General features: G+C 57.0%; 25 protein-coding genes and 1 tRNA gene. 12 read left to right on the top strand and 14 right to left on the bottom strand.

Annotation, left to right across the window (positions count from 1 at the left end; translation table 11 throughout):
* The first annotated feature begins 97 nt into the window (after positions 1–97).
* Positions 98–685 carry a heme NO-binding domain-containing protein gene (locus ACR0JW_RS07155; RefSeq protein ID WP_170677786.1) on the top strand — a complete coding sequence of 196 codons (588 nt, stop codon included), beginning with the start codon at positions 98–100 and terminating at the stop codon, positions 683–685.
* The gene (locus ACR0JW_RS07150; protein WP_480713757.1) at positions 682–1,698 is read left to right on the top strand and encodes a diguanylate cyclase domain-containing protein; all 1,017 of its coding nucleotides are present in this window, start codon (positions 682–684) and stop codon (positions 1,696–1,698) included. Before ACR0JW_RS07155 ends, ACR0JW_RS07150 begins: the two co-directional genes overlap by 4 nt.
* Before the next feature lie 104 nt (positions 1,699–1,802).
* On the opposite strand, the gene ACR0JW_RS07145 is transcribed toward ACR0JW_RS07150, so the two are convergent.
* The 8 genes from ACR0JW_RS07145 to ACR0JW_RS07110 form a co-directional block, all read right to left on the bottom strand.
* Positions 1,803–2,498 carry a CbiX/SirB N-terminal domain-containing protein gene (locus tag ACR0JW_RS07145; protein WP_170677776.1) on the bottom strand — a complete coding sequence of 232 codons (696 nt, stop codon included), beginning with the start codon at positions 2,496–2,498 and terminating at the stop codon, positions 1,803–1,805.
* A 62-nt stretch (positions 2,499–2,560) separates the two neighbouring features.
* Entirely contained in the window at positions 2,561–3,493 is a 933-nt protein-coding gene (locus tag ACR0JW_RS07140; protein WP_480713756.1) for an AEC family transporter, read from the bottom strand.
* Between the two features lie 66 nt (positions 3,494–3,559).
* Positions 3,560–4,357 (bottom strand): MBL fold metallo-hydrolase, encoded by a 798-nt coding sequence (locus ACR0JW_RS07135; protein WP_170677772.1) that lies wholly within the window; start codon positions 4,355–4,357, stop codon positions 3,560–3,562.
* On the bottom strand, positions 4,354–5,160 hold the full coding sequence (locus ACR0JW_RS07130) for a TatD family hydrolase (protein WP_170677771.1): 807 nt from the start codon (positions 5,158–5,160) through the stop codon (positions 4,354–4,356). The genes ACR0JW_RS07135 and ACR0JW_RS07130 overlap by 4 nt, the downstream gene beginning before the upstream one ends.
* Positions 5,157–6,278: a DNA polymerase III subunit delta' gene (locus ACR0JW_RS07125; RefSeq protein WP_170677769.1), complete on the bottom strand. Its 1,122-nt coding sequence runs from the start codon at positions 6,276–6,278 to the stop codon at positions 5,157–5,159. Before ACR0JW_RS07125 ends, ACR0JW_RS07130 begins: the two co-directional genes overlap by 4 nt.
* A 7-nt stretch (positions 6,279–6,285) precedes the next feature.
* On the bottom strand, positions 6,286–6,912 hold the full coding sequence (gene tmk, locus ACR0JW_RS07120; RefSeq protein WP_170677767.1) for a dTMP kinase: 627 nt from the start codon (positions 6,910–6,912) through the stop codon (positions 6,286–6,288).
* Positions 6,909–8,045, bottom strand: a complete 1,137-nt coding sequence (locus ACR0JW_RS07115; RefSeq protein ID WP_480713755.1) for a D-alanyl-D-alanine carboxypeptidase family protein — start codon at positions 8,043–8,045, stop codon at positions 6,909–6,911. Before ACR0JW_RS07115 ends, tmk begins: the two co-directional genes overlap by 4 nt.
* Before the next feature lie 49 nt (positions 8,046–8,094).
* Positions 8,095–9,351 (bottom strand): SPOR domain-containing protein, encoded by a 1,257-nt coding sequence (locus ACR0JW_RS07110; protein ID WP_480713754.1) that lies wholly within the window; start codon positions 9,349–9,351, stop codon positions 8,095–8,097.
* Positions 9,352–9,479: 128 nt separating this feature from the next.
* Between ACR0JW_RS07110 and ACR0JW_RS07105 the strand changes: the two genes are divergently transcribed.
* A tRNA-Ser gene (locus tag ACR0JW_RS07105) sits at positions 9,480–9,569 on the top strand.
* A 334-nt stretch (positions 9,570–9,903) separates the two neighbouring features.
* Here the strand turns inward: ACR0JW_RS07105 and ACR0JW_RS07100 are convergent.
* From ACR0JW_RS07100 to ACR0JW_RS07090, 3 genes are read right to left on the bottom strand one after another with little or no spacing between them, the layout of a single operon-like run.
* The gene (locus tag ACR0JW_RS07100; protein WP_480713753.1) at positions 9,904–11,562 is read right to left on the bottom strand and encodes a recombinase family protein; all 1,659 of its coding nucleotides are present in this window, start codon (positions 11,560–11,562) and stop codon (positions 9,904–9,906) included.
* Positions 11,559–11,966: a DUF2924 domain-containing protein gene (locus tag ACR0JW_RS07095; protein ID WP_082643527.1), complete on the bottom strand. Its 408-nt coding sequence runs from the start codon at positions 11,964–11,966 to the stop codon at positions 11,559–11,561. Before ACR0JW_RS07095 ends, ACR0JW_RS07100 begins: the two co-directional genes overlap by 4 nt.
* A complete protein-coding gene (locus ACR0JW_RS07090) occupies positions 11,963–12,205 on the bottom strand; it encodes a DUF3489 domain-containing protein (protein WP_058280318.1) in 243 nt (80 codons plus the stop codon). Before ACR0JW_RS07090 ends, ACR0JW_RS07095 begins: the two co-directional genes overlap by 4 nt.
* Positions 12,206–12,544: 339 nt before the next feature.
* Between ACR0JW_RS07090 and ACR0JW_RS07085 the strand changes: the two genes are divergently transcribed.
* From ACR0JW_RS07085 to terL, 3 genes are read left to right on the top strand one after another with little or no spacing between them, the layout of a single operon-like run.
* Positions 12,545–14,002, top strand: coding sequence for a DNA modification methylase (locus ACR0JW_RS07085; RefSeq protein WP_058280319.1), 1,458 nt, complete (start codon positions 12,545–12,547; stop codon positions 14,000–14,002).
* Positions 14,002–14,457 (top strand): DUF5681 domain-containing protein, encoded by a 456-nt coding sequence (locus ACR0JW_RS07080; protein WP_058280320.1) that lies wholly within the window; start codon positions 14,002–14,004, stop codon positions 14,455–14,457. Before ACR0JW_RS07085 ends, ACR0JW_RS07080 begins: the two co-directional genes overlap by 1 nt.
* Positions 14,438–15,871, top strand: coding sequence for a phage terminase large subunit (terL, locus tag ACR0JW_RS07075; RefSeq protein ID WP_480713752.1), 1,434 nt, complete (start codon positions 14,438–14,440; stop codon positions 15,869–15,871). The genes ACR0JW_RS07080 and terL overlap by 20 nt, the downstream gene beginning before the upstream one ends.
* 204 nt (positions 15,872–16,075) lie before the next feature.
* Here the strand turns inward: terL and ACR0JW_RS07070 are convergent, their stop codons facing one another.
* Positions 16,076–17,089, bottom strand: a complete 1,014-nt coding sequence (locus tag ACR0JW_RS07070) for a helix-turn-helix transcriptional regulator (RefSeq protein WP_480713751.1) — start codon at positions 17,087–17,089, stop codon at positions 16,076–16,078.
* A 112-nt stretch (positions 17,090–17,201) separates the two neighbouring features.
* Here ACR0JW_RS07070 and ACR0JW_RS07065 point away from each other — a divergent pair, with 112 nt between their 5' ends.
* From ACR0JW_RS07065 to ACR0JW_RS07040, 6 genes are all read left to right on the top strand, one after another.
* The gene (locus ACR0JW_RS07065; protein ID WP_480713750.1) at positions 17,202–18,275 is read left to right on the top strand and encodes an alpha/beta hydrolase; all 1,074 of its coding nucleotides are present in this window, start codon (positions 17,202–17,204) and stop codon (positions 18,273–18,275) included.
* Positions 18,276–18,326: 51 nt separating this feature from the next.
* Positions 18,327–19,127, top strand: a complete 801-nt coding sequence (locus ACR0JW_RS07060) for an efflux RND transporter periplasmic adaptor subunit (RefSeq protein WP_480713749.1) — start codon at positions 18,327–18,329, stop codon at positions 19,125–19,127.
* A gap of 55 nt (positions 19,128–19,182) precedes the next feature.
* A complete protein-coding gene (locus ACR0JW_RS07055) occupies positions 19,183–20,445 on the top strand; it encodes an MFS transporter (RefSeq protein ID WP_480713748.1) in 1,263 nt (420 codons plus the stop codon).
* A gap of 14 nt (positions 20,446–20,459) precedes the next feature.
* Complete coding sequence (locus tag ACR0JW_RS07050; RefSeq protein ID WP_480713747.1) at positions 20,460–20,603, top strand: hypothetical protein; 144 nt, start codon at positions 20,460–20,462, stop codon at positions 20,601–20,603.
* A gap of 288 nt (positions 20,604–20,891) precedes the next feature.
* Positions 20,892–22,013 carry an adenylate/guanylate cyclase domain-containing protein gene (locus ACR0JW_RS07045; RefSeq protein WP_170824816.1) on the top strand — a complete coding sequence of 374 codons (1,122 nt, stop codon included), beginning with the start codon at positions 20,892–20,894 and terminating at the stop codon, positions 22,011–22,013.
* Positions 22,014–22,800: 787 nt separating this feature from the next.
* Positions 22,801–23,490: a DUF6629 family protein gene (locus ACR0JW_RS07040; protein WP_171237006.1), complete on the top strand. Its 690-nt coding sequence runs from the start codon at positions 22,801–22,803 to the stop codon at positions 23,488–23,490.
* A gap of 359 nt (positions 23,491–23,849) precedes the next feature.
* On the opposite strand, the gene ACR0JW_RS07035 is transcribed toward ACR0JW_RS07040, so the two are convergent.
* Complete coding sequence (locus ACR0JW_RS07035) at positions 23,850–24,881, bottom strand: zinc-dependent alcohol dehydrogenase family protein (RefSeq protein ID WP_480713746.1); 1,032 nt, start codon at positions 24,879–24,881, stop codon at positions 23,850–23,852.
* Between the two features lie 58 nt (positions 24,882–24,939).
* Positions 24,940–25,467 (bottom strand): universal stress protein, encoded by a 528-nt coding sequence (locus ACR0JW_RS07030; RefSeq protein ID WP_170680650.1) that lies wholly within the window; start codon positions 25,465–25,467, stop codon positions 24,940–24,942.
* Positions 25,468–25,507 lie beyond the last annotated feature (40 nt).

Genomic DNA, 25,507 nt, shown 5'->3' with positions numbered 1-25,507 from the left:
TCGAATGGCTGCAATATTTCCGGTTTCGCAGCGGGTATTGGGTATTTGTTAAGGATTGTCCGGCCAGATTGAACGCGAAATCAATCCGGGGCAATTGATGCATGGTCTGATCAACCGGGCGGTACAGTCCTTCGTATGCGCGACCTATGGGCAGGCATGCTGGCTGCGCGTTGCCGCGGCGGCTGAACTCGGGTTTGTCGAGTTCGAAGCGATGCTTGTCTATGATGCGGACACCTCGTTGCGGGTTTTGGATGCGCTATGTGCAGACCGGAACCGGGCGCGCACCGAAATGCTTGAAGACCTTGGGACATATCTTGTCTCGCATCCGAATACCGAAGGGTTGCGGCGTATGCTGCGTTTTGGCGGCGTGACTTATGTTGAGTTTCTGCATTCCCTGGACGACTTGTCCGACCGGGTCAGGCTGGCAGTATCCGACCTGTCTCTGCCCGCGCTTGAATTGCGTGAACTGTCCGGTGCTGAATACCAGTTGCACTGTTTTCCGGGCTTGCCGGGATACTCCAGTGTCATGGTCGGAGTTTTGCGAGCCATGGCGGATGACTACGGCGCTTTGGTGATGCTGTCCCATGACGGCGTACAGGGGGACGCTGATGTCATTACAATTGCCCTGGTGGAGAGTTCCTTTGCCGAAGGGCGTCAATTTGAACTTGGGGCGCGAAGACCATGATGGATGTGCGGGGTCTGGGCGTCTTGCTTGAATCTCTTTGCCCGATGTTCTTGTTGTTGGACAATGACGGGCGGATTGTTCAGGTCGGACCGACGCTGCAAAAACTGAGGCCGGAACGCGCAATGGCCGGGCAGAATTTTCTGGACTTGTTTCAACTGGTCCGCCCCCGGACTGTGTCGACCGTTCCCGTTCTGATGTCCATGGCGGGTGCAAAGCTGCACCTGCGGTTTCATGATGAACCACGCACGGCTTTGAAAGGGCTGATAACCCCGCTGCCGGATCAAGGTGGCGCGGTGATCAACCTTTCGTTTGGTATTTCGATCCTAGATGCTGTTCGCGACTACGCGCTGACCAGCGCAGATTTTTCCGGTGCTGACCTTGCGATTGAGCTTCTTTATCTGGTCGAGGCCAAATCCGCAGCGATGGAGGCATCGCGATCATTGAACCAGCGTCTGCAGGACGCCAGGGTGGCGGCGGAAGAACAGGCCTTTACCGATACGTTGACCGGCCTGAAAAACCGTCGCGCGATGGATCACATACTAGGCCAGATGGCATCGACGCAAACCGATTTTGCCCTGATGCACCTTGATCTGGACTTCTTCAAATCGGTGAATGACAGGCTGGGTCACGCGGCCGGTGACTTTGTTCTGCAAGAGGCCGCGCGGATTATGGTCGAAGAGACCCGCAGCGATGATGCAGTCGTCAGAATGGGTGGGGATGAGTTTGTTATTGTTTTCAGGAACCTGACGGATGAAAAGAAGCTGTCGGCGATTGCGGGCCGTTTAATCGGCAGGCTTCGCGAGCCGATGAATTTCGATCAGAATCCCTGTCGGATTTCAGCCAGCATTGGAACGGCGATTTCCACACAGTTTGACATCCTCAAGCCCGCCGAAATACTGCAAGCCGCCGACCTGGCCTTGTACGAGGCCAAGCGAAACGGCAGGTCCCGTCACCACCTTTTTTCCGACATTGCCAGCTCGGTCCAGCGCAAGCACATGGTTAAACCACGATAGCTGAGCTTAGACTCAGCTTCTTTGGCTGTGCGTCGGACAGCAGTTGTTCGGCAAATGTGCGTTGAGACGGAAACGGTGCAGATTTTTTGTGTGTGAAAGTCCTGTTAAGCTATGCATTCGCGGGTCAGAACATCCGCGATATGAGACTGAATTTCAGGCAGCTCTCCGATCACGGGCAATGTAACACCCTGGAAACCGGCTTGCTGCAATTGATCCGGAACGTCCTGCAGAACATGACCACCCGTGCAGGCAAAAAACGGAAGGCACAGCGCACGTTCGCCCAACCCTGCTGCGGCTTCGGCAATGGATGGCGGTTCCTCGACAAATCCGACACGGACAGAGCGGAAGGGCAAATGCGCCCTCAACTGATCTGCAAAACTAGCTGTCACGGCAGAAGGGTTACGGCTGCGTCCGGAACCATGGGCTGCAATCACCAAGTCCGTCGCGCCGGTTTCCCAGTTCTTCCTTGACATCGTCGCAAGCAGCGACCGGGCGGTCAGTTCGGGCAAGTCCGGATCAATGCCCAGAGGGTCCAGAATACGGGCACCGCGCTCGCCGATCCGCTTCGGCAGGGCACTGGTAACAAACCAGCCTTTGGCCATGAACAGGGGGTAAATCGCGACATCTGCGGGCAGCTCGTCCAACTGCGACTCGAATGCCCCCGGGGCGGCCAATGTCGCCGATCGGACCGTGACGTCCTGCGCCAGCCTGTCGACCTGATCAGCAAACGCCGCCAGCGCGGCCTCGGCCGGGGCCGGGTCCGATGGCTGGCCATGAGCGACGATAAGAGCATGAGGCATTGCCGGGTCTCCTGTGTGATATCGCGATAGGTGTTTTCCGGGTGCGGATTGTCAATGCCGGATCACCCTAAAAAGGTCAGCCACATCCAGACTGTCAGGATCGAAACCGCGGTGCCAATCAGAACCGACGACGCGGCAACACGTTTGGCGCGACCATACATGTTTGCAAAGATATACGCGTTGAAGCCCGGTGCCATCGCAGCATTCAGAACGCCCGAGCGGAACAGATCCTGCGGCAGGCCAACCGTTGAGCCGAATAGCCAGACAAGCCCCGGATGCAGGGCCAGAGAAATGCAGCAGACAAAACCGATTGTACGAAAGTCACCTTCTGGTTTGTATTTTACCAGCACCCCGCCCAGAGCGAAAAGCGCGCCGGGCAGCGCGGCGCGGGTGATCAGCCCCAAAGCCTCGTCCACGACCGCCGGAACTGCAAACCCGGACAGATTAACCACAAAGCCGAGTGCAATCCCAAGAATCAGCGCGTTGCGGAACATGGCCGTGAGAACGGACCGAGCCATATGCGCACCACCGTTCCCACGGTTGCGGATGATCTCCATGACCGTGATGCCAACCCCGTAACAGAAGGGCGAATGAAACGCGATGATGGCGTAATTGCCAGTCAGGTTCTCGGGGCCATATGCGCGTTCTGTGATTGGCAGGCCCAACAGCACCGAGTTCGAAAACAGACAGCAAAACCCGATGGCGACGCAATCCTCCCACTCGCGGCCAAAGATCAGACGTGCGCCAAAGAGCCCGACAGCAAAGCACAAAGCGGCGGCGGTATAGAAACTGACCAACAACCGGGGATCAAAGCTGGCGCTCAGGTCAAGGTGGGCGATTGCCAGAAACAGCAGGCAGGGGATGGCAAACCCTTGGGTGAACTTCATCAACCCGTCGATGTGGATTTCCTTGAAGTAACCCAATCGGGTCGACGCATAGCCTGCACCAATCACCAGAAAGACCGGCAGAATGACGTTGATCAGGCTTTGCAGCATGCTAGCGCCCCGCCTGCGAGATCGGGGATGGCCCGAAGGGCGATATCGCAGGCGCCGGCAACAGGGTCAGAGCGCCTGCCGGATCACCATGCCGTCATAAGCAGGCGTAATGTGATCGGGGGTTTCCGTATCAACCGTTTTATAATCCAGATCGATATGCATGTTGGTCAGAATGGCGCGCTGTGGTTGCAGCTTTTTGATCCAGCCCAGGGTCTTTTCCAGGTGGGCATGTGTCGGATGCGGCGACCGGCGCAAGGCGTCGATAACTAGGCAATCCAGACCCAGCATGTCGGTCCATGCATCGTCGTAAATCTCTGCGACATCAGGCAGATAGGCCAGTTTGCCCAATCGGAACCCCAGCGAGTCGATCGAGCCGTGATTGACCTTGAACGGATGAAACGGGATTGGACCGCCGGGGCCGTCCACCTCGAAAGGGCCATCTATGGATTTGAGGTCCAGAATAGGCGGGTAAGGAGAGCCTTCGGGCTGGATGAACGCATACCCGAACCGGCCCAGCAGGGCGTTCTGCGTGTCGCCATCCGCCCATACCGGAACCCGGGTGCGCATGTTGAACACGATCATCCGCAAATCATCGATGCCGTGCACATGATCGGCGTGTGAATGGGTATAGACCACGCCATCCAGCCGCCCGGTTCCTGAATCCAACAGCTGGCTGCGCATATCCGGCGAAGTATCGATCAGGACCGAAGTCGTACCCTCGGGGCCGTCCCGTTCGACCAGCATGGAACAGCGGCGGCGAACATTCTTGGGGTTTTCAGGGTCGCAATCACCCCAATGCCCGCCCAGCCGGGGCACACCACCCGACGATCCACAGCCCAGGATGGTGCAGCGCAGCTCGGTCATGCAGCCGCCTGTGATGTCGCCGCCTTGGTGAAAAGACGGTCAAAATTGGCCTGTGTGCGCGCCGCGAACTCGGTGTAGTCCATGCCGAAAACCTCGGCACCTTTGCGGGCGGTGTGGGCGGTATAGGCCGGTTCATTGCGCCTGCCCCTGAAAGGCGGCGGAGCGAGATAGGGCGCATCGGTTTCGACCAGAATACGGTCGACCGGGGCGCTGGCGAAAATGTCACGCAACTCCTGGCTCTTGGGAAATGTCGCGATGCCGGACATCGACAGATAGAACCCCAGATCCAGCGCCGCCTTGGCCAGTTCGGCGGACGAAGAAAAGCAATGCATCACGCAGGAATAGGGCGCATTGCGGTATTCCTCGGACAAGATCCGAGCCATGTCGTCATCTGCGGCGCGCGCGTGGATGATCAGGGGCAGATTGGTGCGCTGCGCGGCTTCGATATGAATACGCAATGACTGTTTCTGAACCTTGGCGCTTTCGGCGGTGTAATGATAATCAAGCCCGGTTTCGCCGATGCCAACGAATTTCGGATGGCGCGAGAGGGCGACAAGCTGGTCGACACTTGCCAGGGGTTCGTCCGCCGCACTCATGGGGTGCGTTCCCGCAGCGTAAAACACCGGAGCGTGTGCTTCGGCAATCGCGCGCACGATGTGCTCGTTACGCAGCCGGGTGCAGATCGTAACCATGCGGGTCACGCCCGCTTCGGCAGCGCGTGAGATGATTTCGTCAAGTTGCCCGTCGAAATCGGGGAAATCCAGATGGCAATGGCTGTCGGTGATCGTAGGGGTAGTGCTCATCTGCTCTGACCGGCGGTTTCCTGTATCTTGAACACCGTATCTAGGACCAGAGCGGCAGGGTCAAGGTTCACCGCCTGTCCATGACGTGCGCGTGCCGTGATCATTGCCGCGGCTTCGGACCATTGCCGCGCCTGATGCGGTGATCCTGACAATCGCGACAGTGTTTGCGCCTCATTCGGGGCGGCTTCGGGACTTGGCGGTTCGCCTTTTGCGCCGGTCAGCGCCAGTCGGGACAGGGCCAAATCAATCAGGGTCAGCAACAGATCGAACCGGTCTGCCGCACCCCGTTGTGCGGCGGCTTCGGCCAAAGCAAGGGCGCGCTGCCGGTCAAGCCTGGGCAGGGTGCCCAGAATGCCGATCAGTTCGGCATAGATCTCCAGCCCGCCCAGATTGATCAGGCGGACCGCGTCCCCGACCGACCCTGCGGACAGCGCCGCCAGATGGTCGGGTTGTGCCGGCAGTTCAGCCCCGGTCTGCGTCAGCGCCGCCTGCATGTCTTCGGGTCCCAACGGAGACAGGCGCAATGTTCGGCATCGGGACCGGATCGTCGGCAGCAGCCGCGATGGCTGATGGGAAACCAGCAGCAACGTTGTCCGCGCCGGAGGCTCTTCCAGCATTTTCAGCAACGCGTTTGCCGCGCTGACATTCATTTCATCCGCCGAATCCACAATCACCACGCGCCGACCGCCATCCGCAGAGGACAGGCCAAAGAACCGACCGAGTTTGCGGATGTCGTCGACCACGATCTCATTGCGCAGCCGACCCTGATCGTTCAGCGACCGGGTGATTGTCGCAAGGCCTGGTTCCGCTCCGGCCAACATGCGATGCACGACAGGATGTTCGGGGTCGATATCCAGCGTTTGCGGGGCAGGGGGGGTGCCAAACAACCCGCCATCATCTGCTGGCGGTGTTGCAAGCAAAAACCGGGCAATACGCCACGCCAGTGTTGCCTTACCAATCCCACGCGGACCGGTCAGCAACCAGCCATGGTGCAAACGATCAGAAGTATAGGCAGACAGAAAGGCCTGTTCAGCCTCGTCCTGACCAAAAAGGCGGGCTGTTTCGCGCGGGTGCGGTGCACCGGGCGCCTGATCCGGTAAAGTGATGTCGTCGCTCATCGTTCGTCTATGGCAAGGCTTGCATGACGATTTCTGTCACATCCTGCGCGACACTGTCCATGTTTCGGTTACCATCCACCACGCGAAACCGGGTGGCATATTCATCCGCCAGCGCAAGAAAACCCGCGCGCATCTGATGTTGCAGGGCCGGGCCAAAATCTTCGAACCGCTCTTCCGTGCCCTGCCGTCCTTTGGCGCGGGACAGGCCGGTATTGGGGTCCATGTCGATCAGCAGGGTCAGATCCGGCTCGCGCCCGATCATCAGGCTGTGCAGTTGGTCTACCAGGCCCCGCAGATCGCCACGGGACAGGCCCTGATACATGCGCGTGCTGTCGGCAAAACGATCGCAGATCACCACCTTTCCCGCAGCCAAGGCGGGTTCGATGGTGCGCTCAAGATGATCGCGCCGGGCTGCTGTGAACAGCAGGATTTCAGTTTCGGCCGACCATCGGTCGGGGTCCCCTTCAAGCACCAGCTTCCGGATTTCTTCCGCCCCGGCTGAGCCGCCGGGTTCGCGGGTCAGGACAACCTCGTGACCAGCTTCGCGCAAGCGTTCCGCAAGCTTGCGCGCCTGAGTCGATTTACCTGATCCGTCAATCCCTTCAAAAGTGACAAACAATCCGCGCCGCGTCACATTGCACCCAGCGGGCCGTTGATCACGTCCTTCAGAACAATTCCGCCCACTGTCATCATGCGAACCACAAAGCCACCGAGCGGCACGTTTTCGGATGCAACCAGCGGGCGGCGGATTTCCGGCAGACCTTCAGGTTTGATCACCAGTTCCGCCAGTTGCTGCCCCTTTGCGACGGGCGCATTGATCGGGCCGTCATAAACCACTTCGGCCTGCACGTCCTGATCGCCCAGAACCGGGAACAGCAGGGTCAGATCGCCCTCGGGGACCAATCCCACCGTCTTCTGTGCGCCCATCCACAATTTGGCTTCGGCTATCGGCGTTTCCGGGTTGGCAACCGTCCTCTCGACAAAATTTCGAAACGACCAGTTAACCACGGCCTCAGCCTCCTCTGCGCGGCGGGCCGTGCTGTCGAGGCCGGACAGAACAAAGATCACACGCCGATCACCCTGCTTGGCCGAACCGACCAGACCATAGCCAGCCTCCTGGGTGTGCCCGGTTTTCAACCCGTCCGCGCCAATATCCAGTTTCAGAAGCGGGTTGCGGTTGCGCGCATTCGAGGGTGCGCGGCCGTCGAATTCAAACTCCTCTTCGGCGAACAAAGGATAGTATTCCGGAAAATCGGCAATGAGGCGGTCCGCAAGAACGGCAAGGTCATGTACCGACATCATATGTCCGGCAGCGGGCCAGCCGTTGGAATTGGCGAAGTTCGACGTGTTCATGCCCATCTGCTTGGCGCGTTGGGTCATGTAGCGGGCAAATCCGGCTTCGGTTCCATCCGGGCTGAGCGCTTCGGCGATGACGACGCAAGCATCGTTGCCAGAAAGAACGATGATACCGCGCAGCAGATCTTCGACCCGCACGCGGTCCTGCGTATTCAGGAACATGGTCGAGCCGCCATAGCTCATCGCGTGTTCCGACACCGGCAGTTTTTCATCCAGTGTCAGGCGCCCGTCCCGCAGCGCCTCAAACGCAACATAGAGCGTCATCAGCTTGGACATCGATGCCGGTGGCAGCGGCAGGTCGGCTTCCTTGGAAAGCAAAACCGTGCCTGTCGTCTGGTCGATGACATAAGCGGCACGCGCGGTCGTATCATAGGCGCTTGCAGGCAGGGCCAGCAAGGCAAGCCCAACCATTAAGACAGATGTTCGCAGAGAGGATAGCACGTAGGGGCCCTCCTTGATCCTAGTTGCTTGTGGTGAAAGCGTCGGTGAACCCCAGGTCCCGGACATCGCCAAGCAGGGCTTTGCGTTCCGACCGGGTCATGGCAGGGCCAACCAGGACGCGCCAAACCGTGTTTTCAGCGGTTTTCAGTTCCCGAACTTCGGCTGCCATTCCGTTCCGCCGGATTTTTTCTGCCGCACTGTTGGCGTTCTTTTCAACGCTGTATGTGCCGATCTGGATGTAGGGTTTGGTCAAGGACGAAACCTTCGCAGTGCCGGTTGTCGCGGCCACCGGAGTAGGCTCGGCCGCATCAATCGCTGCTTCTGCCCCGGCAATCGGGTCCAAAGGCGTCTGTGTTATTTCGTCAGGATCTTTCTTTTGCCACCATTTTCGCTTGGCGGGCTTTTCGGTGGGTGCCTGAACCGGAGCGTCGGACAGCCCGGGGGTCGAAGCCGCCTGGACCGCTGCATCCGCAGTGCTTTCGGTGGCTTCGGCGGCAACGTCAGACCCGGTTTCGGCTGTTGCGACAGCCGCGGCTGCTCCGGCAGTGGCGGCTGCGGCGGGCGCTTTCTTTTGCCACCACTTCCGTTTGGCCGGTTTTTCGGATTGCGTTTCTGCGGTTTCCGAAACTTCCTTGGTTTCTTCCGAAGCCTCGGTCGCGTCAGCGACAACCTGATCCTCCGAGGCGGCCTCTGCCGGTGCCTCGTCCGTTTCTGCGGGCGCTTCTTCAACTGTTTCGCGCCGCAGCGCCACTACGTATATGCTGGTAGGCGCGCCAGCCAGAAGGCCAAGTTTTTCAGCGGCGGCCGATGAAACCTGCAAGGCCGGGCCCGGCAAATCGCGTTCGCGGCGAAACAGGGCGCCTGTCACTGACTTATTGTTGGATTTGTTCTTGATCACAACGCGTTCAGGTTGTGCCGCGTCTGGATGTGCGACCCATATTCCGCCCAGTGACGGACGACCATCCCAAAGACCCGCTTCGGTCACTTCAAAAACATCCGGGGCTTCGACATCGCGTTGCGAGCCGCTTGCAACCTGCGGTAGCAATTCGATTTTCCCATCGTTATCCGATGCGCTTGTGTCCCCATCCGGCGAAGCGCCGGAATTTAACAACGCCTCGTCACAGCCGGACAGTAACCCCAAAGTCACAGCCAGAACCGCAAATCCCAGCGGTTTTGCGCGTGTCCCAGTCGCTCGATTCATCGCGTATTCCCTTGCCTGAAGGGGCTTGGTTCGCCGTGCCCCGACGCCGATCTGCCAGTTCTGTTTTGCTGGCATTATTTGGTCTTTCCAGCAGATCATAACCCGCCCGTGATGCCATGGAAAGACCACTGCTAGGGCTTCGGCAAGATTTCCCTCTTTTGACTTGCCACCGTTTCAACTTGGCCTTAGACCCTGCTTTCGACGGGGAGGTGGCAGAGTGGTCGAATGCGGCGGTCTTGAAAACCGTTGGGCGTGAGAGCGTCCCCAGGGTTCGAATCCCTGTCTCCCCGCCACACACCCAATTCATCGTGAGACATTAATGTGAGTTCCGGATTTTGTCCCGTTATTCCGGAGGTTTGCGCCGTGTTCCAACGTGCGGAGACACCACCCAGAGACGGTATTTTCTCGTATTCCCCGCTGCGTCTCTACACGGCTTAAACCGGGGGTCGGTTTTGCCCCTGATTTTCCCTGCCAGCAGGGAATTTACAGGGGGTTTTCTCCCATTGACGCTCTTTGAGTTGTATGTGACGCAGAGATTTCTCAGTGGATCAATGGGTTAGTGTGCAATTCCCTGGGGTGCCGGGCAGCGATTTTGCAGGGAACTCTGCACGAGGGGTTCAGGAGTAATCAGGTAAACCCGTAAAGCCGGTCCTGAAGGTTCCAATCGAGCGGAACAGGCCGTTCCAGAATTCGTTTAAGTGTGAGCTCCGGAGGCTGTGTGCCATCACGGATCGCAGCCTGGATCTTCGGTGAAAGAAAGGCGAGCTGGCCACGGGTGCGAATGAACACCGTCTGATGACCGGCATTATGTGCGATGGTCTTAATTGGAACACCATTTCGCAGGCCTGCCGCCCAGTGATGCGCATTTAAAAGTGTGCGCAGAAGGATTCGGTCCGGCTCTGGAGCTGGGGCGCGGATTGCCAGTTTCGCCTCGACGCCCCGCCGGCGCAGATGAAACGGCGCGGTGATCTCAAGCAGGTCTGGCGCGAGATCGGTCTTTGATATTCTGAGAGCGTCGGCGAGCGTTGCTGCATCCAATTCGAGCGAGATGGTCTTCGCGATGATACCGCGGATGAGCAGATGATGCAGGAGGCCTGGTGCATTTGTGCGCAGTTTCGACGCCAGCGCGTTGGCGCGATCTTCCAGCGTAGGGTCGTGGCGCAGATCCGGCGTTGCGAGCAACTTGTGTTTCTTAGTCGCCTGTTCGAGATGTGCGGCGATCGCAGACGCCACCGCTGTCTCCAACTTGCGCCCAGGCAAGCGCCAGCCGGTGGGATCGGGTCCGTTGCTTATCAGCCGGTTGGAAACATAATAGGCATGGCGTTTACCGGCCTTGATGCAGTGGGTGGGGGTCAAACGATCTCCAGTCTCATCCCGGAGCTTGCCGGTGAGTGGCGCGGCTTCCGTCTCATTTTTCCGACCCCGCCGGCGCCGCGATGCCGCCTGCAGCTTCTCCTGGACCCTCTGCCACAACTCCGGGCCGATGATGGCAGGGTGCCGCCCGGGCCAGGTCTTCTCCTTGTGGCGGATCCGGCCGAGGTAGACCGGGTTCGTGAGGATCTTGTGAATCTGGCCAGTGGACAGTGGACCACCGCCCTGTTCCCGACCCGAACAGAACCGGTGACGCTTGGAGCGCAGACGCGCATGTGCGGCCGCGCATGCGACATCTGTGATCTTGCCGTGGTGGTCATAGAGTTCGAACAGTGCTCGGACCGTTTTGGCCTCAGTGACATTGACGACAAGCTCCCGGACCCGCTTGTCGGGATGCGGATCATAGCCCAGCGGCGGCACACCTCCCATCCACATGCCCAGCTTCTTGGACGCTGCAATCTTGTCCCGAATTCGCTCGGCGGTGACCTCGCGCTCAAACTGGGCAAAGGACAGCAGTACGTTGAGCGTGAGTCTCCCCATTGAAGATGCGGTGTTGAAGGCCTGGGTTACAGAAACAAACGAACAGCCTGAGGCCTCAAACCTCTCGACCAGACGGGCGAAGTCGGCCAGAGACCGCGTCAAGCGGTCGATCTTGTAGACCACCACCATGCCGATGCGGCCCGCGTCGATCTCAGACAGCAGCCGGGTCAGGGCTGGGCGCTCCAACGTCCCGCCTGACACCCCGCCATCATCAAAGCGGGCCCGGGCCAGCAACCAGCCTTCGTGCTTCTGGCTGGCGACATAAGCCGAACACGCTTCGTACTGCGCATCGAGCGAATTGAAGTCCTGGTCCAGGCCCTCTTCTGAAGATTTGCGGGTATAGATTGCGCAGCGGATCTTCGAAGGGGCCATCATCGCCCGTCCTTCAAGCCGAAGAACCGGGGGCCAGACCACCGGGCACCGGTGATAGCACGGGCCGTGGCGGAGAGGGATCGATACACCTCGCCATTCCAACGATACCCGTGATCCAGAACGTCAACAGCATGGGTCACGCCGTTCCACTCGCGCAGCAGGCGCCCGCCGGGCTTGAGTGTCGGTGACGACGGCGTTGGACCTGCCGCGACGCGGCGGTTGAGATCGGTGTCAAATCCCTTGGGTAATCCGCCATACCGGCGCGCCTGGACTTCGAAGGCGAGGAAGCGGCGCAGAAAGGACTGGCTGAGCCCCTTGGGGACAGGGGGTCCAAAGAGCGTGGTCCAGGTGGCGATCAGCGCCGCCCGGTCCATCGCTTCGATCTCGCTGATTGTTGGATCGGTCATGTCGCGGCTGGCTTGGCGGTGATCTTGTAGGTTGCGGTTCCACCATCGGCATCGGGCGGCAGGCGGTCGATCTTGTAACCGGCCTTGCGCAGGGTGCTGAGCGCGGCGCGCACCGAATGGGGTCGCCAGCCGGTGGCTTTCTGCAAGGCGATCAGATCGGCGCCAGCCTTGCGGGCCAGCATGCGGCGTACGAGCGCCGACTTGGTTTCCGGCTTCGATTTGGTTGTAAGATTTGGCATCCTGGTCTCCTCGGATATGCGGATCGGCACCCTGCCGGTCCTACCGAGCCACGCCCGAACCCCGGGCGCGAGACCAATGACGCTCTGTTCGGAACAGAAGTCCAGTCGAAAGGGCGCGAGCACTTGAGGACCTTATAAGCGTTTGTCAACCAACGATAATTTTCCTTGACGCAGGAGGTTCTTTGGCGCAATGTTAATGCCAACCCGTCGCAGAAGGAAGCTTGCGACCACCGACCCGTAACCCAAGAGGTGCGCAGAGTGTCGGCTGGTGTAACAGCTTCCCGCGATGTATCCCCAGCCTGTCTCTCGTGCCTCGGCCCAAGCCAAGGAGGCACGGCTGTGAAAGATCAAGAACACTCCAAGTCCGACGCAGCAGATGTCGGTAATCAAGCGACTGCAGGTCCGTCACGCGACCCGCAGGTTGCGCTCCAGAACGACCCGTTTCGTGAATTCCTGTTTGTTTGGATCGCGGTCGACCTTATCGACGCGGCGCCTCGCCGTGTGCGTCGCGGGCTAAAGGATCAGGAAGATGCAGTTCTGCGAGCGATCGAGAGGTTTGGGTTCAAAATCCCGATCCTGGTGCGAAGCAAACTTGGGGGTCAGCGCTACGAGGTGATTGATGGGCACGTCCGCCTTGAGGCCGCTCGTCGCCTTGAGGCGGGCAAAGTACCTTGCATCGTTGTTGACGATCTGCCCGATGTTGAGATCCGTCGTCTCACCCTGTCGCTCAACAAACTGCAAGAGACCGGCGCATGGGATACCGAGGATCTGCGCCTTGAGATCAACGAGATCATCGAGATAAGCGGTGAGATCGAGATCCCCGGGTTTGCCATGCCGGAAATCGAGGCCATTCAGTTTGGCGCGGGCGAGACCGACCAACCAGACCCCGACGATGATATCTCCGGGTTCGCGGGGGCACAGACGAAACCCGTCAGCCAACCAGGGGATCAGTGGCGCCTCGGAGATCACGTCATTCTTTGCGGATCGGCGCGTGATAGGGACAGGCTGGCTGTCGTGCTCGATGGTGCTCTGGCCGATGTTGTGTTTACAGATCCGCCCTACAACGTGAATATAAACGGCCATGTGCGCGGGGCAGAGCAGGGCTTTGAGGAGTTCGCAGAAGCCTCCGGCGAGATGAGCCGTGAAGTGTTCTCGGGCTTTCTTGTTGAAACCCTCGGAAATGCTTCAACCGTTCTGCGGCCAGGCGGTATTTTGTTCGCGTGCATCGATTGGCGTCATGTCGGTGAGATGGAGGAAGCGCTGCAAACGCTCGGTCTCGAACCGGTCAACATCTGTGTCTGGGTCAAATCCAACCCCGGCATGGGCAGCCTTTATCGCTCCCAGCACGAGCTGGTCTTCGTCGTCCGAAAACCGGGGCAGGGGCATCTCAACAACGTACAACTCGGCATATATGGGCGGAACCGCTCGAACGTCTGGCACTATGCTGGGGCGACCGGCGGAGCCAAAGACTCGGATGATGCTTTTGACGTGCATCCGACCGTCAAACCCATTCGCATGGTCATGGATGCCTTGCTGGATGTGACCGCACCCGGAGATCTGGTCGTCGATCCGTTCCTTGGATCCGGCACGACGCTCCTGGCGGCTGAGCGTACGCGTCGACGTTGCGTCGGCGTCGAGATTGAACCGGGATATGTCGATCTGGCCATTCGCCGATGGCAGCAGATGACCGGTGGCACTGCTGTGCACGATGGAACCGGGGTTCCATTCGACGCCGTGCAGGAAAGGGCCTGCAGTATTGCCGTACCGGACGGCAATCCAGAAGAGGAGGCGTTCTGATGTCACATGAAAACGATCCAGATGAGCCATACGACGTTGGGTACAAGAAGCCACCCAAACACACCCAATGGCAGAAGGGGCAATCCGGAAACCCCACGGGCAAGAAAAAGAAAGAGCAATCGCTGCTTGTTCAACTCAAGAGGCTGTCCGCCAAAGAAATCGTGGTCCACCAAAATGGAGTCGCGGTCAAGATGACCCAGGGGGAAGCCATGCTTGTCGCAGTGTTTAACAAGGCGATGAACGGGGATCTGGGCAGCATCAAGTTCATCTCTCAGATACTCGGCATCTCTGACGCCGATCTGTCGGCGTCAAAGGCTCCGGAGCTTTCGGAAAACCTGCTCGGTGTTCTCGAAACTTACGCAGACTGGGTCGGTGTAGTCGAGACGGCGCGCTCGGAACTGGCAGAGAAAAGTGACCATTTGGAAAATGAGGGGAATGACGATGCCGCCTATTGATATCGTTCGTGCCCTGTGTGCGAGCAACCTTATGGCCTTTGTTGAGGCTGCCTTTGGCATTCTTCAGCCAGACGCCAAATTCCATGCGGCCCGGTATCTTCGGGCTCTGTGTTATCAGTTGGAACGACTGGAGCGTGGTGAAATCCGGCGGCTGCTGATCATTCTGCCGCCGCGTCATCTGAAGTCATTTTGTGCAAGTGTTGTGTTTCCGGTCTGGGTCCAGGGTCGAAACCCTTCCACAAAAGTCATCACCGCCAGCTATGGCGCTAGTCTTGCGGAAGACTTCAGCTGGCAATCGCGCCGGCTTATGGACCACGACCTGACATGTGCCATTTTCCCTAACCTGGAGATTGATAAGAAAAAGGCCACCGTCTCCGACTTGCGTACAACACTGGGTGGCCAGAGGATTGCTACCTCCGTGGGCGGACAAATGACGGGCAAGGGCGGTAAGCTTTTTATCGTCGACGACCCCAGTAAGGCTGAGGATGTATTTTCCGAAGCTCACCGGGAAAAGGTTTGGGAGTGGTTCAGCGGTAGTGCCTTGATGCGGCTGGATCAACGCAAAGAAGCGCGTGTGGCCGTGGTGGCTCAGCGACTCCATCCGGATGATCTGCCTGGGCGACTGATTCAAACCGGCCTGTGGGAAGTGTTAGTGCTTCCGGTGATCGAAGTTCGTGAGAGGAAGGTCGCCATGCCGGACGGTTTAGTCTGGACGCGACGAAAGGGTGACATCCTGTTGCCCCAACACATTGATCTAGAGGAGCTCAACGCGCTTCGCCTTGAAATCGGCGGCACAAAGTTCGAGGCGCAATACCAACAATCACCCGTGCCCGCAGGTGGGAATATCGTGAAGCCAGAATGGTTCGCTACGATACCACCAAGCCTACGCTCGAGTGATTACGAAGCAATTATTCAAAGCTGGGACACAGCCTCGGTTCCCGGGGAATCCAATGACCATTCTGTCTGCACAACATGGGGGCTCATTGGCAACTACATCGATTTGCTGGACGTTCATCGTCAGCAATACCTGCAACCGGATCTTCTGAGTGAAGCGACAAAGCTTCGCAAGAAATGGAGGCCAAATCTGCTTGTGGTCGAAACGGTTGGTGCAGGTTGCGGTGTGTACGATCATCTGCGCCGTCAGGCCAAGAAAGGTGTAAGGTCACATACTCCAAAACTCTCTAAAGATGAGCGGATGTCCATTCAGTCTCCAAAGATCGAACAGGGGCAGGTCAGATTACCAGCGTCTGCACCATGGAAAGAAGTCTTTCTGGCCGAAGTTGCTGCCTTCCCAAATGGCAAACATGATGATCAGGTCGATAGCATGTCGCAAGCATTGCGCGCGCTTGATCATACCCTACACGAATTACGCCACTGTTCCCGCTACAAAGGTAGATTAGGGAGGGTTTTATGAGCTCGGCCAATGTCATTGAATGACGTGCAAACATCCAAGCAATGACTGCTATCCGCCCTAAGCAGACACCTGACCAAATGTATCAGATGACTGCTTCGAGCCCAAACTGGACACTGGTTCGCTACGCAGCGTTCATCAGTTTGGGCGGAAACTGAACCTTCGCTGCGCATTGCGTCAATGTCCGTTCCATTGAGGCCTTGCAACCTACGTACCGCTCAATTTGCGGAACTTAGATGGTGAAATTCCAAACCAGCTGGCAAATGTGCGGCGGAAGCTGTTGACCTCGCTGAACCCAAGATTGAAGGCAACCTCCGCGACAGAAAGGTCGGTGCCCGACAGCAGCGACCTGGCTCGATCTGTCTGTTCAGTCACACGGATCTCTTTGAAATTGGTGTTCTCCGCAGTGAGTTGCCGTTGCAGCTTGCGTACGCTGACACCCAATGTGGCCGCCACCGTTTCGATGTCGGCGTGCCCCATGGCGAGTTGCGCGCGCAAGGCGTTCCCAACCACCTCTTTGGTGGTTGAGGGCGTTTGCCGCGACCGGACATCGCGGATGCCTGTCAACGTCATCGCCAGCCTCTCATCGGTTGTCCGCGGATTAGGGGTTTCGATTTCTGACAGAGGGATCGCAATGCTGGCAGCGGATCCCCCCACGCGCACCTCTGCATTGTAGATGTACTGCAGCGCGGTTTCGGTGCCTCGGTGCACCTCTGGCATCTCCACCCAGCTCGGCCGCCAGCAGCGTCCACAGAACTCGCGCACCACAGACTGCAGCACAAATGGCAGGTCCTGATCGATCAAATTTGCCCCGGCGATTCCGCCAAGCATGGCATCAAACCCAAGCACAAAATGATCGCCAACCACGCGGGTGCGCATAACTGACCCTCGTTGCAGGAATGGCAGGATTCTTTCGGCCCGCGCCAGGGCCACATCCAGTTTCGGCGCGCCGAGCACATAGTCTGCGTAGGCCCCAAAGGAGGCGTAATCGAAGTCTTGCGTGATATAGGCGCCGATGTGTTTTTCGGAGATCTTCAGGCTGGCGGCTTGCATGAACCGCGCCTGAAGCCGATAGGGGAGGAACACCGTCGGGTCTTCCATTACCGCTCGCGACAGTCCAGCTTCTTTCAGGGCATGTTCGGACACCCGCGGCGATGCAATTTGGTCAAGCCCTTGTAGCGCGGGGCGAAACGCCAAGGTGCTTTGCAAAACCGTGTCCATGACGGACAGTTTGTCGTGAAATGATCACTTTTGGAAGTGGCGCGGCCTCCCCCCACAAATTACCTCCAGTTTAGCAAAACGAATGACCCAAACTGAAAGTTGGAGACCAAACATGAAACGCCGTTCCGTCCTGAAAGTTGTTCTGACAAGCGCACTGATTGCGGCTCTTTCGGTGCCTGCGGTCGCCACCGCAGACAGCGCAAAAACCGTGATTGAAGGTCTGCCAATGGCGGCGCGGACCGCGCCGGTTCCTGCGGGCGTGTCCCCGGAATTGGTCGTGCTCATCGAAAGCCGTCAAGTTGGTACGCATGCCGAAACGCCATCCTCCACCGAGCAATGGCTTACGTTGCAAGCCGAGTTTGACGCTGCCTCCCTGCAAGGGATCGCACGTTTGCTTGAGATGACCGGCGCTCAATTCGCCATCGAGAACGTGGCGGGGGTGACCACCTACCGTGTCACGCCAACTACAATTGATCCCCGGTGGGCGGACACCGTTTTTGTGCACGTGCACGGCGGGGCCTTTGTCTTCAATGGTGGTGAGGCCGCCATGGCCGAAGCGATCTGGATGGCGCATGGTTTGGGTGTTGAGGTGGTGTCCGTCGATTATCGCCGCCCACCGCTGCATCCGTTTCCTGCCGCAACAGACGATGTGATCGCCGTGTGGCAGCAAGTTATCAAGGACCATGACCCAGCCAAAGTGGCGATGTTTGGCACCTCTGCGGGGGGCAACCTGGTGTTGTCGACGGTTTTACAACTGCGCGACATGGGCACCCCTTTGCCTGGAGCCATTATGGCCGGCACGCCCGCTGTGGATCTGGCGCAGACGTCGGACAGCTGGATCACGTTGCAGGGTCTTGATCCGCTTGGCGCCCGCGAGGGTGTGATTGAAGGCACGTTTGACATTTATGCGGACGGTACCGACCGCACCGATCCACGACTGTCCCCGATCTACGCCAATCTGGACAACCTGCCGCCGGTGGTTCTTCTGACCGGCACACGCGACCTGTTGCTGAGCGACACGGTGCGCATGCACCGCGCCCTGCGCGCCGCCGGAGTTGCCGCCGATCTACATGTCTACGACGGCCAGTCACACGGCGACTACATGGCAGGTTTCTTCGTGAACGCGCCGGAGACTCATGACGCTTGGCGTGAGCTCAACACCTTCTTTGACCTGCATCTGGAGTGACCAACAATGACCGTTTTTGCAAAACTCCCGCTTCTGCTGTTGGGTCTTCTAATGACACACAGTGCCCATGCAGAGCCTGTTAAAGACTTCACCAACATGCTCGCCGCAGAGACATTTACCGGACGGATAGAGGCCAGTGAGAGCGCCCTGGTGGCCAATTCGGTGCGCGGCATCCTCGCGGCGGTGCATTTCAAGCCGGGCGATACGGTTGAGAAAGGCCAATTGCTGTTTGAAATTGCGGCCCCGGCTTACGAACAAAAGCTCGCCGCCAGCCGTGCGATCGAAAACCGTCGTGAGGCCGAATTGGCAACAGCGGAGGCCGAGGCGCAACGGCAGGCGAAACTTGGAGTGCGCGATGCGGTTTCCGAACTGGCCGTTCAAAACGCTACGGACCGGCTGATACTGGCCAAGGTGGCGTTGCAAGAGGCGCAGGCGCACCGTGCATTGGCAGAGCTTGAGCTGGCTTCGACACAGATCAGGGCGCCGATTTCGGGGCAAATTGGGCTCGCCCAAAAACAGGTGGGCACCTATCTGGACACAGAAAACGGTCAGGCGCTGGCGCAAATTGTGCACACAGACACGGTCCGAGTTGTGTACGGAATGCCGTACAAATCCCTGATCGCGCTGGACCAGTCGACGCCAGAGGGCCTGAGTGCTCTGATAGAGCGCTTTCAGGTCGACTTGCATTTGCCAGGTGACGTTCAGCCACTGGCACAGGGTGGCCGCGTGCTTTTTGCTGAAAGCGTGCTGGCCGCGAACGAAACCCTGCGCATCTGGGCGGAAATCCCAAATCTTGAGCGCGGCCTTATTCCCGGCTTGAACGTCGAAGTCAAAGTCAGCTTTCCAAACTAAAGCAGGTCGCGCGTCAGGCGCGCCCCACTTTTCCTCTCTTTCCTGGAGCAGTTCCATGGCCCGATTCAGCGATCAAATCCACACCCTGAAATACCTGTTTATCGCGGTCGCGGCGATACAGCTGGTGACTGCGGCATCGGGTACCATCGTCGCGCTCTATTTTGCCCAAACCGGCGCGTCTCAGGAAATCGCTGCGCTGGCGCCCGCTGCTTACTCGTTGGGATTCCTGATCGGCTGTTTCTACATTGCAGGCTGGATCACCAGCATTGGACATATTCGTGCATTTTCTGCGGGGGCGGCCATATGCACCGCTGCCGCCCTGCTTTTTTCCGTGACTGAGAACGAGCCCACGCTGCTAATCGTGCGCCTGATGACCGGCGTTGCAACCGCGGGCCTTTTTGCCATCGGTGACGCCTGGATCAGCGAAACCGTTGACGAAAAATCGCGGGGCCGATTGCTTGCCGTGTTTGCCATTGTCCTCGGGTTGATGTCGGTTCTCAGTCAGGTTCTCGTCATCGTTACACCCGACGACCTGAACCAGTCTTTTGTGCTGATGTCCTTGCTCTACTGTCTGGCAATTGTGGTGATCGCCGCGACGCCCAGCACGCCGCCCGAGGGCAAAGAACGGGCGAATGTACGCTTCAAGGCGCTGTTTCAAGACGCGCCCACTGCCGCTCTCGGCGCGCTCACCGTTGGTATCGTGTCCACAGTGTTCATGAATGTTGTGCCGTATCGGGCGGCTGTCATTGGCATTGATGCCACGGATGTGGCTATTGGCATCGCTGCTATTTACGTCGGGCGTATCCTGTTTCTCTATCCGCTTGGATTTGTGTCAGACCGCATGGATCGGCGCCGCCTCATTGTAGTGACGGCGACAGTCGCAACCGGCGCCCTTGCGGCCTTCGCCACTTTCGCCACTGGCGACGGTGCGCGCTATTCAGCCATCGTGGGCACACCACTTTACATTGCAATGCTCGCCGGATTGATCCTCCTGGGCGGATCGATGCTCACCCTCTACTCGCTGCTTTTGGCTCACGCGATGGACCGCACTGTGCCCGTCTATGTCGCGTCCAGTGCTGTCACAATGCTGTTTGTCTTCACCATCGGCGGCATTGCAGGCCCTCTCATGACCAGCGCGCTTTCGGCGGTATTTGGCGATGCGGTCATGGGCTGGACGCTTGTGTTTGCGATGGCCGCCTTCGCGGGCTTCACCGCATTCAGGATCAAAACAGTGGCCCCGGCTGCCAGAGCGGAACAAACCCACTTTAAGGCGACCGAAACCACCAGCCTCAAATCCGTCCCCACCCAGAAACGGTAAGGTAGGAGACCACCATGACCACCCCCTCCACAAACTTCTTTCGCGCAGAAAAAGCCACTCTGCTCATCTGGCTCGTATTTGTTACCTTGGCCATCAGCGCGGCAAGCGCGACGCTGCTGGTGCACGCGGCTAGCGTTTATTCTGCCGAAACAGCCTGAGGATTCACATTCCGCACAATCCACCAAAATATGAATGTCTGCGGCGGAGTTTTAAGGGGTCATTCCGGCAAATAAAGCTAATGTCGGTTTTGTCCGCACAGCGGTCCCTCAGACAGATCGTAGCGAAAGACCGCACCGAGCCCAGAGCGGAATTTGAGAACACTGCGGGCAAGCCACCCGAGAGCAGATCGCATTCCTTCAATTTTCCCAAGCAACACTTTCGATTTGGGGTTTCGTGCTATGGTGATACTGCGAGCAGGAGACGTGGATGTGGATGCGGAGGCTCGAATGGCGGAAAATGCGTCGATCACACCAATTGAGAAGCTGGGTCCAGAGTACGAGGAAGCACTTGCGCTATCCGGACTCATTGACGATGTCGAAGACACCACGCCGCTCGAACCACGTAGATACAGGTACACCGAAGGTGAATCTATCTGCGGTGCCGGCGATCCGGCAGAGTGTCTCTGGATTATCGTTAATGGATCTGTCGCCATTAAATTAAATGGACAAACTCTTTTCGTTCGGCGGCGAAACGAAGTGATCGGAGAACAACACTTGGCCGGCAACGGGTATCAACGTGTCTACGACCTTGTCGCAAACGAGAGTATTGTCGATGTTTTAGTTATTGATCGGACCAATATAGAGACACACCCAGAAGCGGGTATCATTTGGAGAAACATCGCAAAAATTATCTCGATCAAACTTCGAAGCGCGACTAGGAAGACTGCGTCTCTTAGCCGCCACTTGGTTGACGACACGCGCATTCTACATGCTTACACAAACCAGTACGCCTTAAGTCGCCGAATGCAGTCCGGGAGCGAACAACAAGCCGAATACCTCATCGAGCGGGCTATAATTTGGTTTTCCGACGTGGTCGGATTCAGCAAGTTCACATTGAATGCGCCTCCGGAGCGCGTCGCCGACATCGTTCAGCGCTTTTTCAACGCACAAACGTCCCCCGTCCTCGATCGAGGCGGACACATAGATAAGTTCATCGGTGACGGGTTGATGGCGTTTTGGGTGATGAAGGGCAAAGTCGAAGACGCCTCGTCAATCTGTTCGGACGCTGTTCGTGCCGCTGAGCAATCGGTAAAGAACGTTAATGAGATTAGAATAGGAAACGAGCCTTTGACCCTCAGAATTGGCCTACATATCGGGCTGGTCGTGAGTGGAGATTTCGGTTCTGCAACACGACATCAGTTCACGATGATTGGGACAGAGGTTAACAAAGCAGCGCGGCTTGAACAGATCCATTCCGAAGACATACTGGACGGCCATAGTAAGCTTGGAAGCATCCGTGTCAGCCGAGAGTTCTGGAACGAACTCGACACAGTAAGCCGTAAGAAGTTCTCAAAAAAGTTGACGGCACGGGCGAAAAATATCGGAGTAATGGAACTTTTCACGAACTGATGCTGGCGCTGTAGCACACTAGACGGCCCGAAATAGCTCAAACGTGCGAAGCCCAATGACCGCATCGTCTGCAAGGCAGACGATTAACTAAATCTGTGAAATTACTAAACCGCACTCAAGGCGTGCCTTCCGAAACGAAAATCGCACAGCGTAGCGACTTATGTTAGAATTGGTGATGATATAGCCCGACAAAGTGTCAAAACAGGCCGCTAACCTATGTTCAGCACGCGCGGTATCCTACCAATTGGAGAACTCTATGGTTTGCAATCCCGCCCCGCCGAAAGCCGTCCATGTTCCCGATTTTCATGCGATTGCAACTTGTCCTTTTTGCCGCGAACAGCGGATCGTTTCCTACCACGACCTAAAGATTTCAAGTCGAGCGATTGATGGAACCGCTGAATGGATTTGTGAGCTTTGCAAAGGTATCAAGCGAAAAGCGACGCCCAGCCAACCGCATACTTAGTCGAATGCACTAACGCTACTCAATCAGCTTGAAATACGAGTACCGGCATTCCTTGATACGTCGGAAGAAAACAAAAAGACACTTAACTTTTTAACCAACTTCTTCGCAGACCCGGTCGCTGAGATCGTCAACGCTGAACAACCAACATTCCGCTGGTTGGTCCGATTTGATTGGTCCGAATTTACCTGGCAGCACCGGTTCCTAAATGGTTGGCCAGACAACTCACAATGCGCCCTTTAGGCGGCACAACGCAGTACTTCGAAATGAAAAGTGTTCGTTGCTTCAACGACTTCAGCTATGTAAAATGGTGGAGGTGGTTTAAGCATGTGTTTCTCATCACAAGCCAGTTTTGTAGCCGGTGCAGCGATCATTGCCTGCAGTGGTCTTACGATACGTTTGGCGTTGCAAATGGGCGAACGATTTCTTCCGCTAGCCAGCTTTCCACTTTTCTTTGGGATTCAGCAATTGTCCGAAGGCTTCTTGTGGGTGTCCATTGACGACCCGTCGGCGAACCCTTCTTCGGCAGCTGCGTTGACGTTTCTCTTCTTTGCCTATTTATTTTGGCCGTTTTGGGTTCCGCTGTCCGCGGCTTCGATTGAAAGTGACCGGCGTCGCAGGCTCATATTCCAAGGGATTTGCGGAATTGGTTTTTGCCTTGGCTTGTTGCTTTACTTGCCAGTGTTGTTGTCACCAGCAAATCTAGATATTGGCCTTGCTCAACATTCCATTCAATATGAAAACATTGAAACGTTCCCGTCCGAGATTACGAGGAACTTTGCACGTGTTTTTTACGCTTTGGTGATCTGCGTTCCGCTTGTGGGATCGAGCGATAAAGGCTTACGAGGTTTCGGGTATCTAATTGTCGTTTCCGTTGCTTTGGGGTTCTTCTTTGCTTCTCATGCCTTCACGTCAATCTGGTGCTTCGTTGCGGCTGGTTTGTCTGCCTATATCTACTTCGTTCTAAAGTTTCACTACTGGGAGGTAGACGGCTTAGGTGGGCCCGCCAAAGGTTGAGGGACATTTTGAAAAATGCGTTTAAGTTCGGGCACGGGGCTTTCGCAGGTTTAGCGCATGAATAAGCGATTTCCTTTCAACGGCTTCAATATTATCCCCCAGATCACTTGTCTCACCGTGATGCCGTACGTTTGGTTCCCGATATCGCTTCTAAACGTCGAGGTCTTTCTTCAAGAGCTTGGCATCGAACTTTGCAGTGAAACTGTTCGCTTCCGGTAGAACCGTTGTGGAACGATGTTTGCGTTAGAAGTCCGGAGAAAATGGGTTCAGGAAATGAGCATTGCGCGGCAGTTCTCGCTGACTGCTTCGCCTGTTCCAGAACTCAGGCTTTTCACGTCGCACAAATGCAGGCAGAACGTCTAAGGTACAAGCACCGCTGCTCCTTGCAGCTTGCCTTCCCGAAGGTGATCAAGCGCGTCGTTGGCTTTCTCAAGAGGATAAGGAATTACTTCCGTCCGAACACTTGCAGCTTCAGCAAGAGTAAAAAATTCTCTGCCATCCTGACGCGTAAGGTTTGCGACGGAGGCTATTGATCGCTCTTCCCAAAGATCGGCGTACGGGAAACTTGGAATATCGCTCATGTGGATTCCCCCACAAATAACACGGCCTCCCTTGCGCACAGACTTTAACGAAGCAGGCACCAAAGCTCCGACTGGAGCGAAAACTATTGCGGCATCCAATGGTGATGGTGACGTCTCCGAAGAGCCTCCTGCCCAACTTGCACCAAGGTTTCGCGCAAAATTTTGCGCGGCTATATCGCTATCTCGAGTAAAGGCGAAAACTTCAATACCCTGATGTTTCGTAATCTGGCAAAGAATGTGTGCGGCGGCGCCGAAACCATAGATGCCCAGTGTCTGGACCTTGCCTGCGAGTTTTAAACTTCGGTAGCCGATTAAGCCCGAACATAAAAGAGGTGCCAGGGAAACGGGGTCAGCTTTTTCGGACAATGGGAAAACAAACTTGGCATCAGCGACACAGTACTCGGCGTATCCTCCATTGATCGTATAGCCAGTAAACCCGGGGTGATCACACAGATTTTCCCGTCCTTCCAGGCAATAAGAGCAATTCCCACACGTTCGCCCGAGCCAGGGCACACCAACGCGCTGCCCTTCTTGGTAACCTTCGACATTGGTCCCCAATCTTTCGATGCAGCCAACGATCTCGTGCCCAGGGATAAGCGGGAGCTTTGGTTCAGAAAGATCGCCGTCAATAACGTGCAAGTCGGTTCGACACACGCCACATGCCAGAACTTTGATAAGCACCTGGTTGGCGGCGGGTTTCGGGGTCGGAACATTTCTGAGTTCCAGTTTTGAGACGGCATTGCCAAAAACCATTGCTCGCATAGTTTTTTCCTCTGGATCTCCTTTGTTGCCGACATTGACGCAGCGCATTGCAGAAATTCTGAATGCGTCGGTACCACAGAATAGTATCCGGTCCGTTTGCTTTATTTTAGCGTACGGTAATCACCGTGCAGTCTGCACGCTGATTGACTTTTTGCGAAACGCTGCCTTGAAAGATCCGTTGAACCCGGCCCAAGCCGCGGTGGCCTATAACTATTGTGTCTGCACCGATTTCACTGGCCATTTTTAGGATGCCTTCATCGTAATCCCCATTGTTTACCCGTGTCGAAACGCTCTTCGCGCCTGCATCCTTCGCGCGTCGCGCCGCTCCATCAACGATTTTCTCGCCAATCACTGTGATGATACGCTCTCTGTCTGCGCGTGACAGGGGGCCCGAAAATACCGCGTCAATATTGGATGGAATGTCGCCCAAATGAAGCTTCACATCGCTTTTGACTTGCTGAACTAAGTGCTCGACCTCAGTCATGCGGCCCAATTCTTCAATGCGAGCGCCATGTTGAAGAACATGGCCGATAGTCATTGGCACATCCAGTCTGAGCGCCAGGTCTGTAGCGAATTCAACGGCACGATCAGCTGTTTCAGAGCCGTCAGTTGCGACCAAGATATTCGAAATCATTGCTTCCCCTCCGTTTTGAAAGGCCAAGACTGACGGGTAT

It is taken from the genome of Ruegeria sp. BG6 (assembly GCF_056538465.1).
This window is presented reverse-complemented; position numbering and strand designations above follow the sequence as displayed.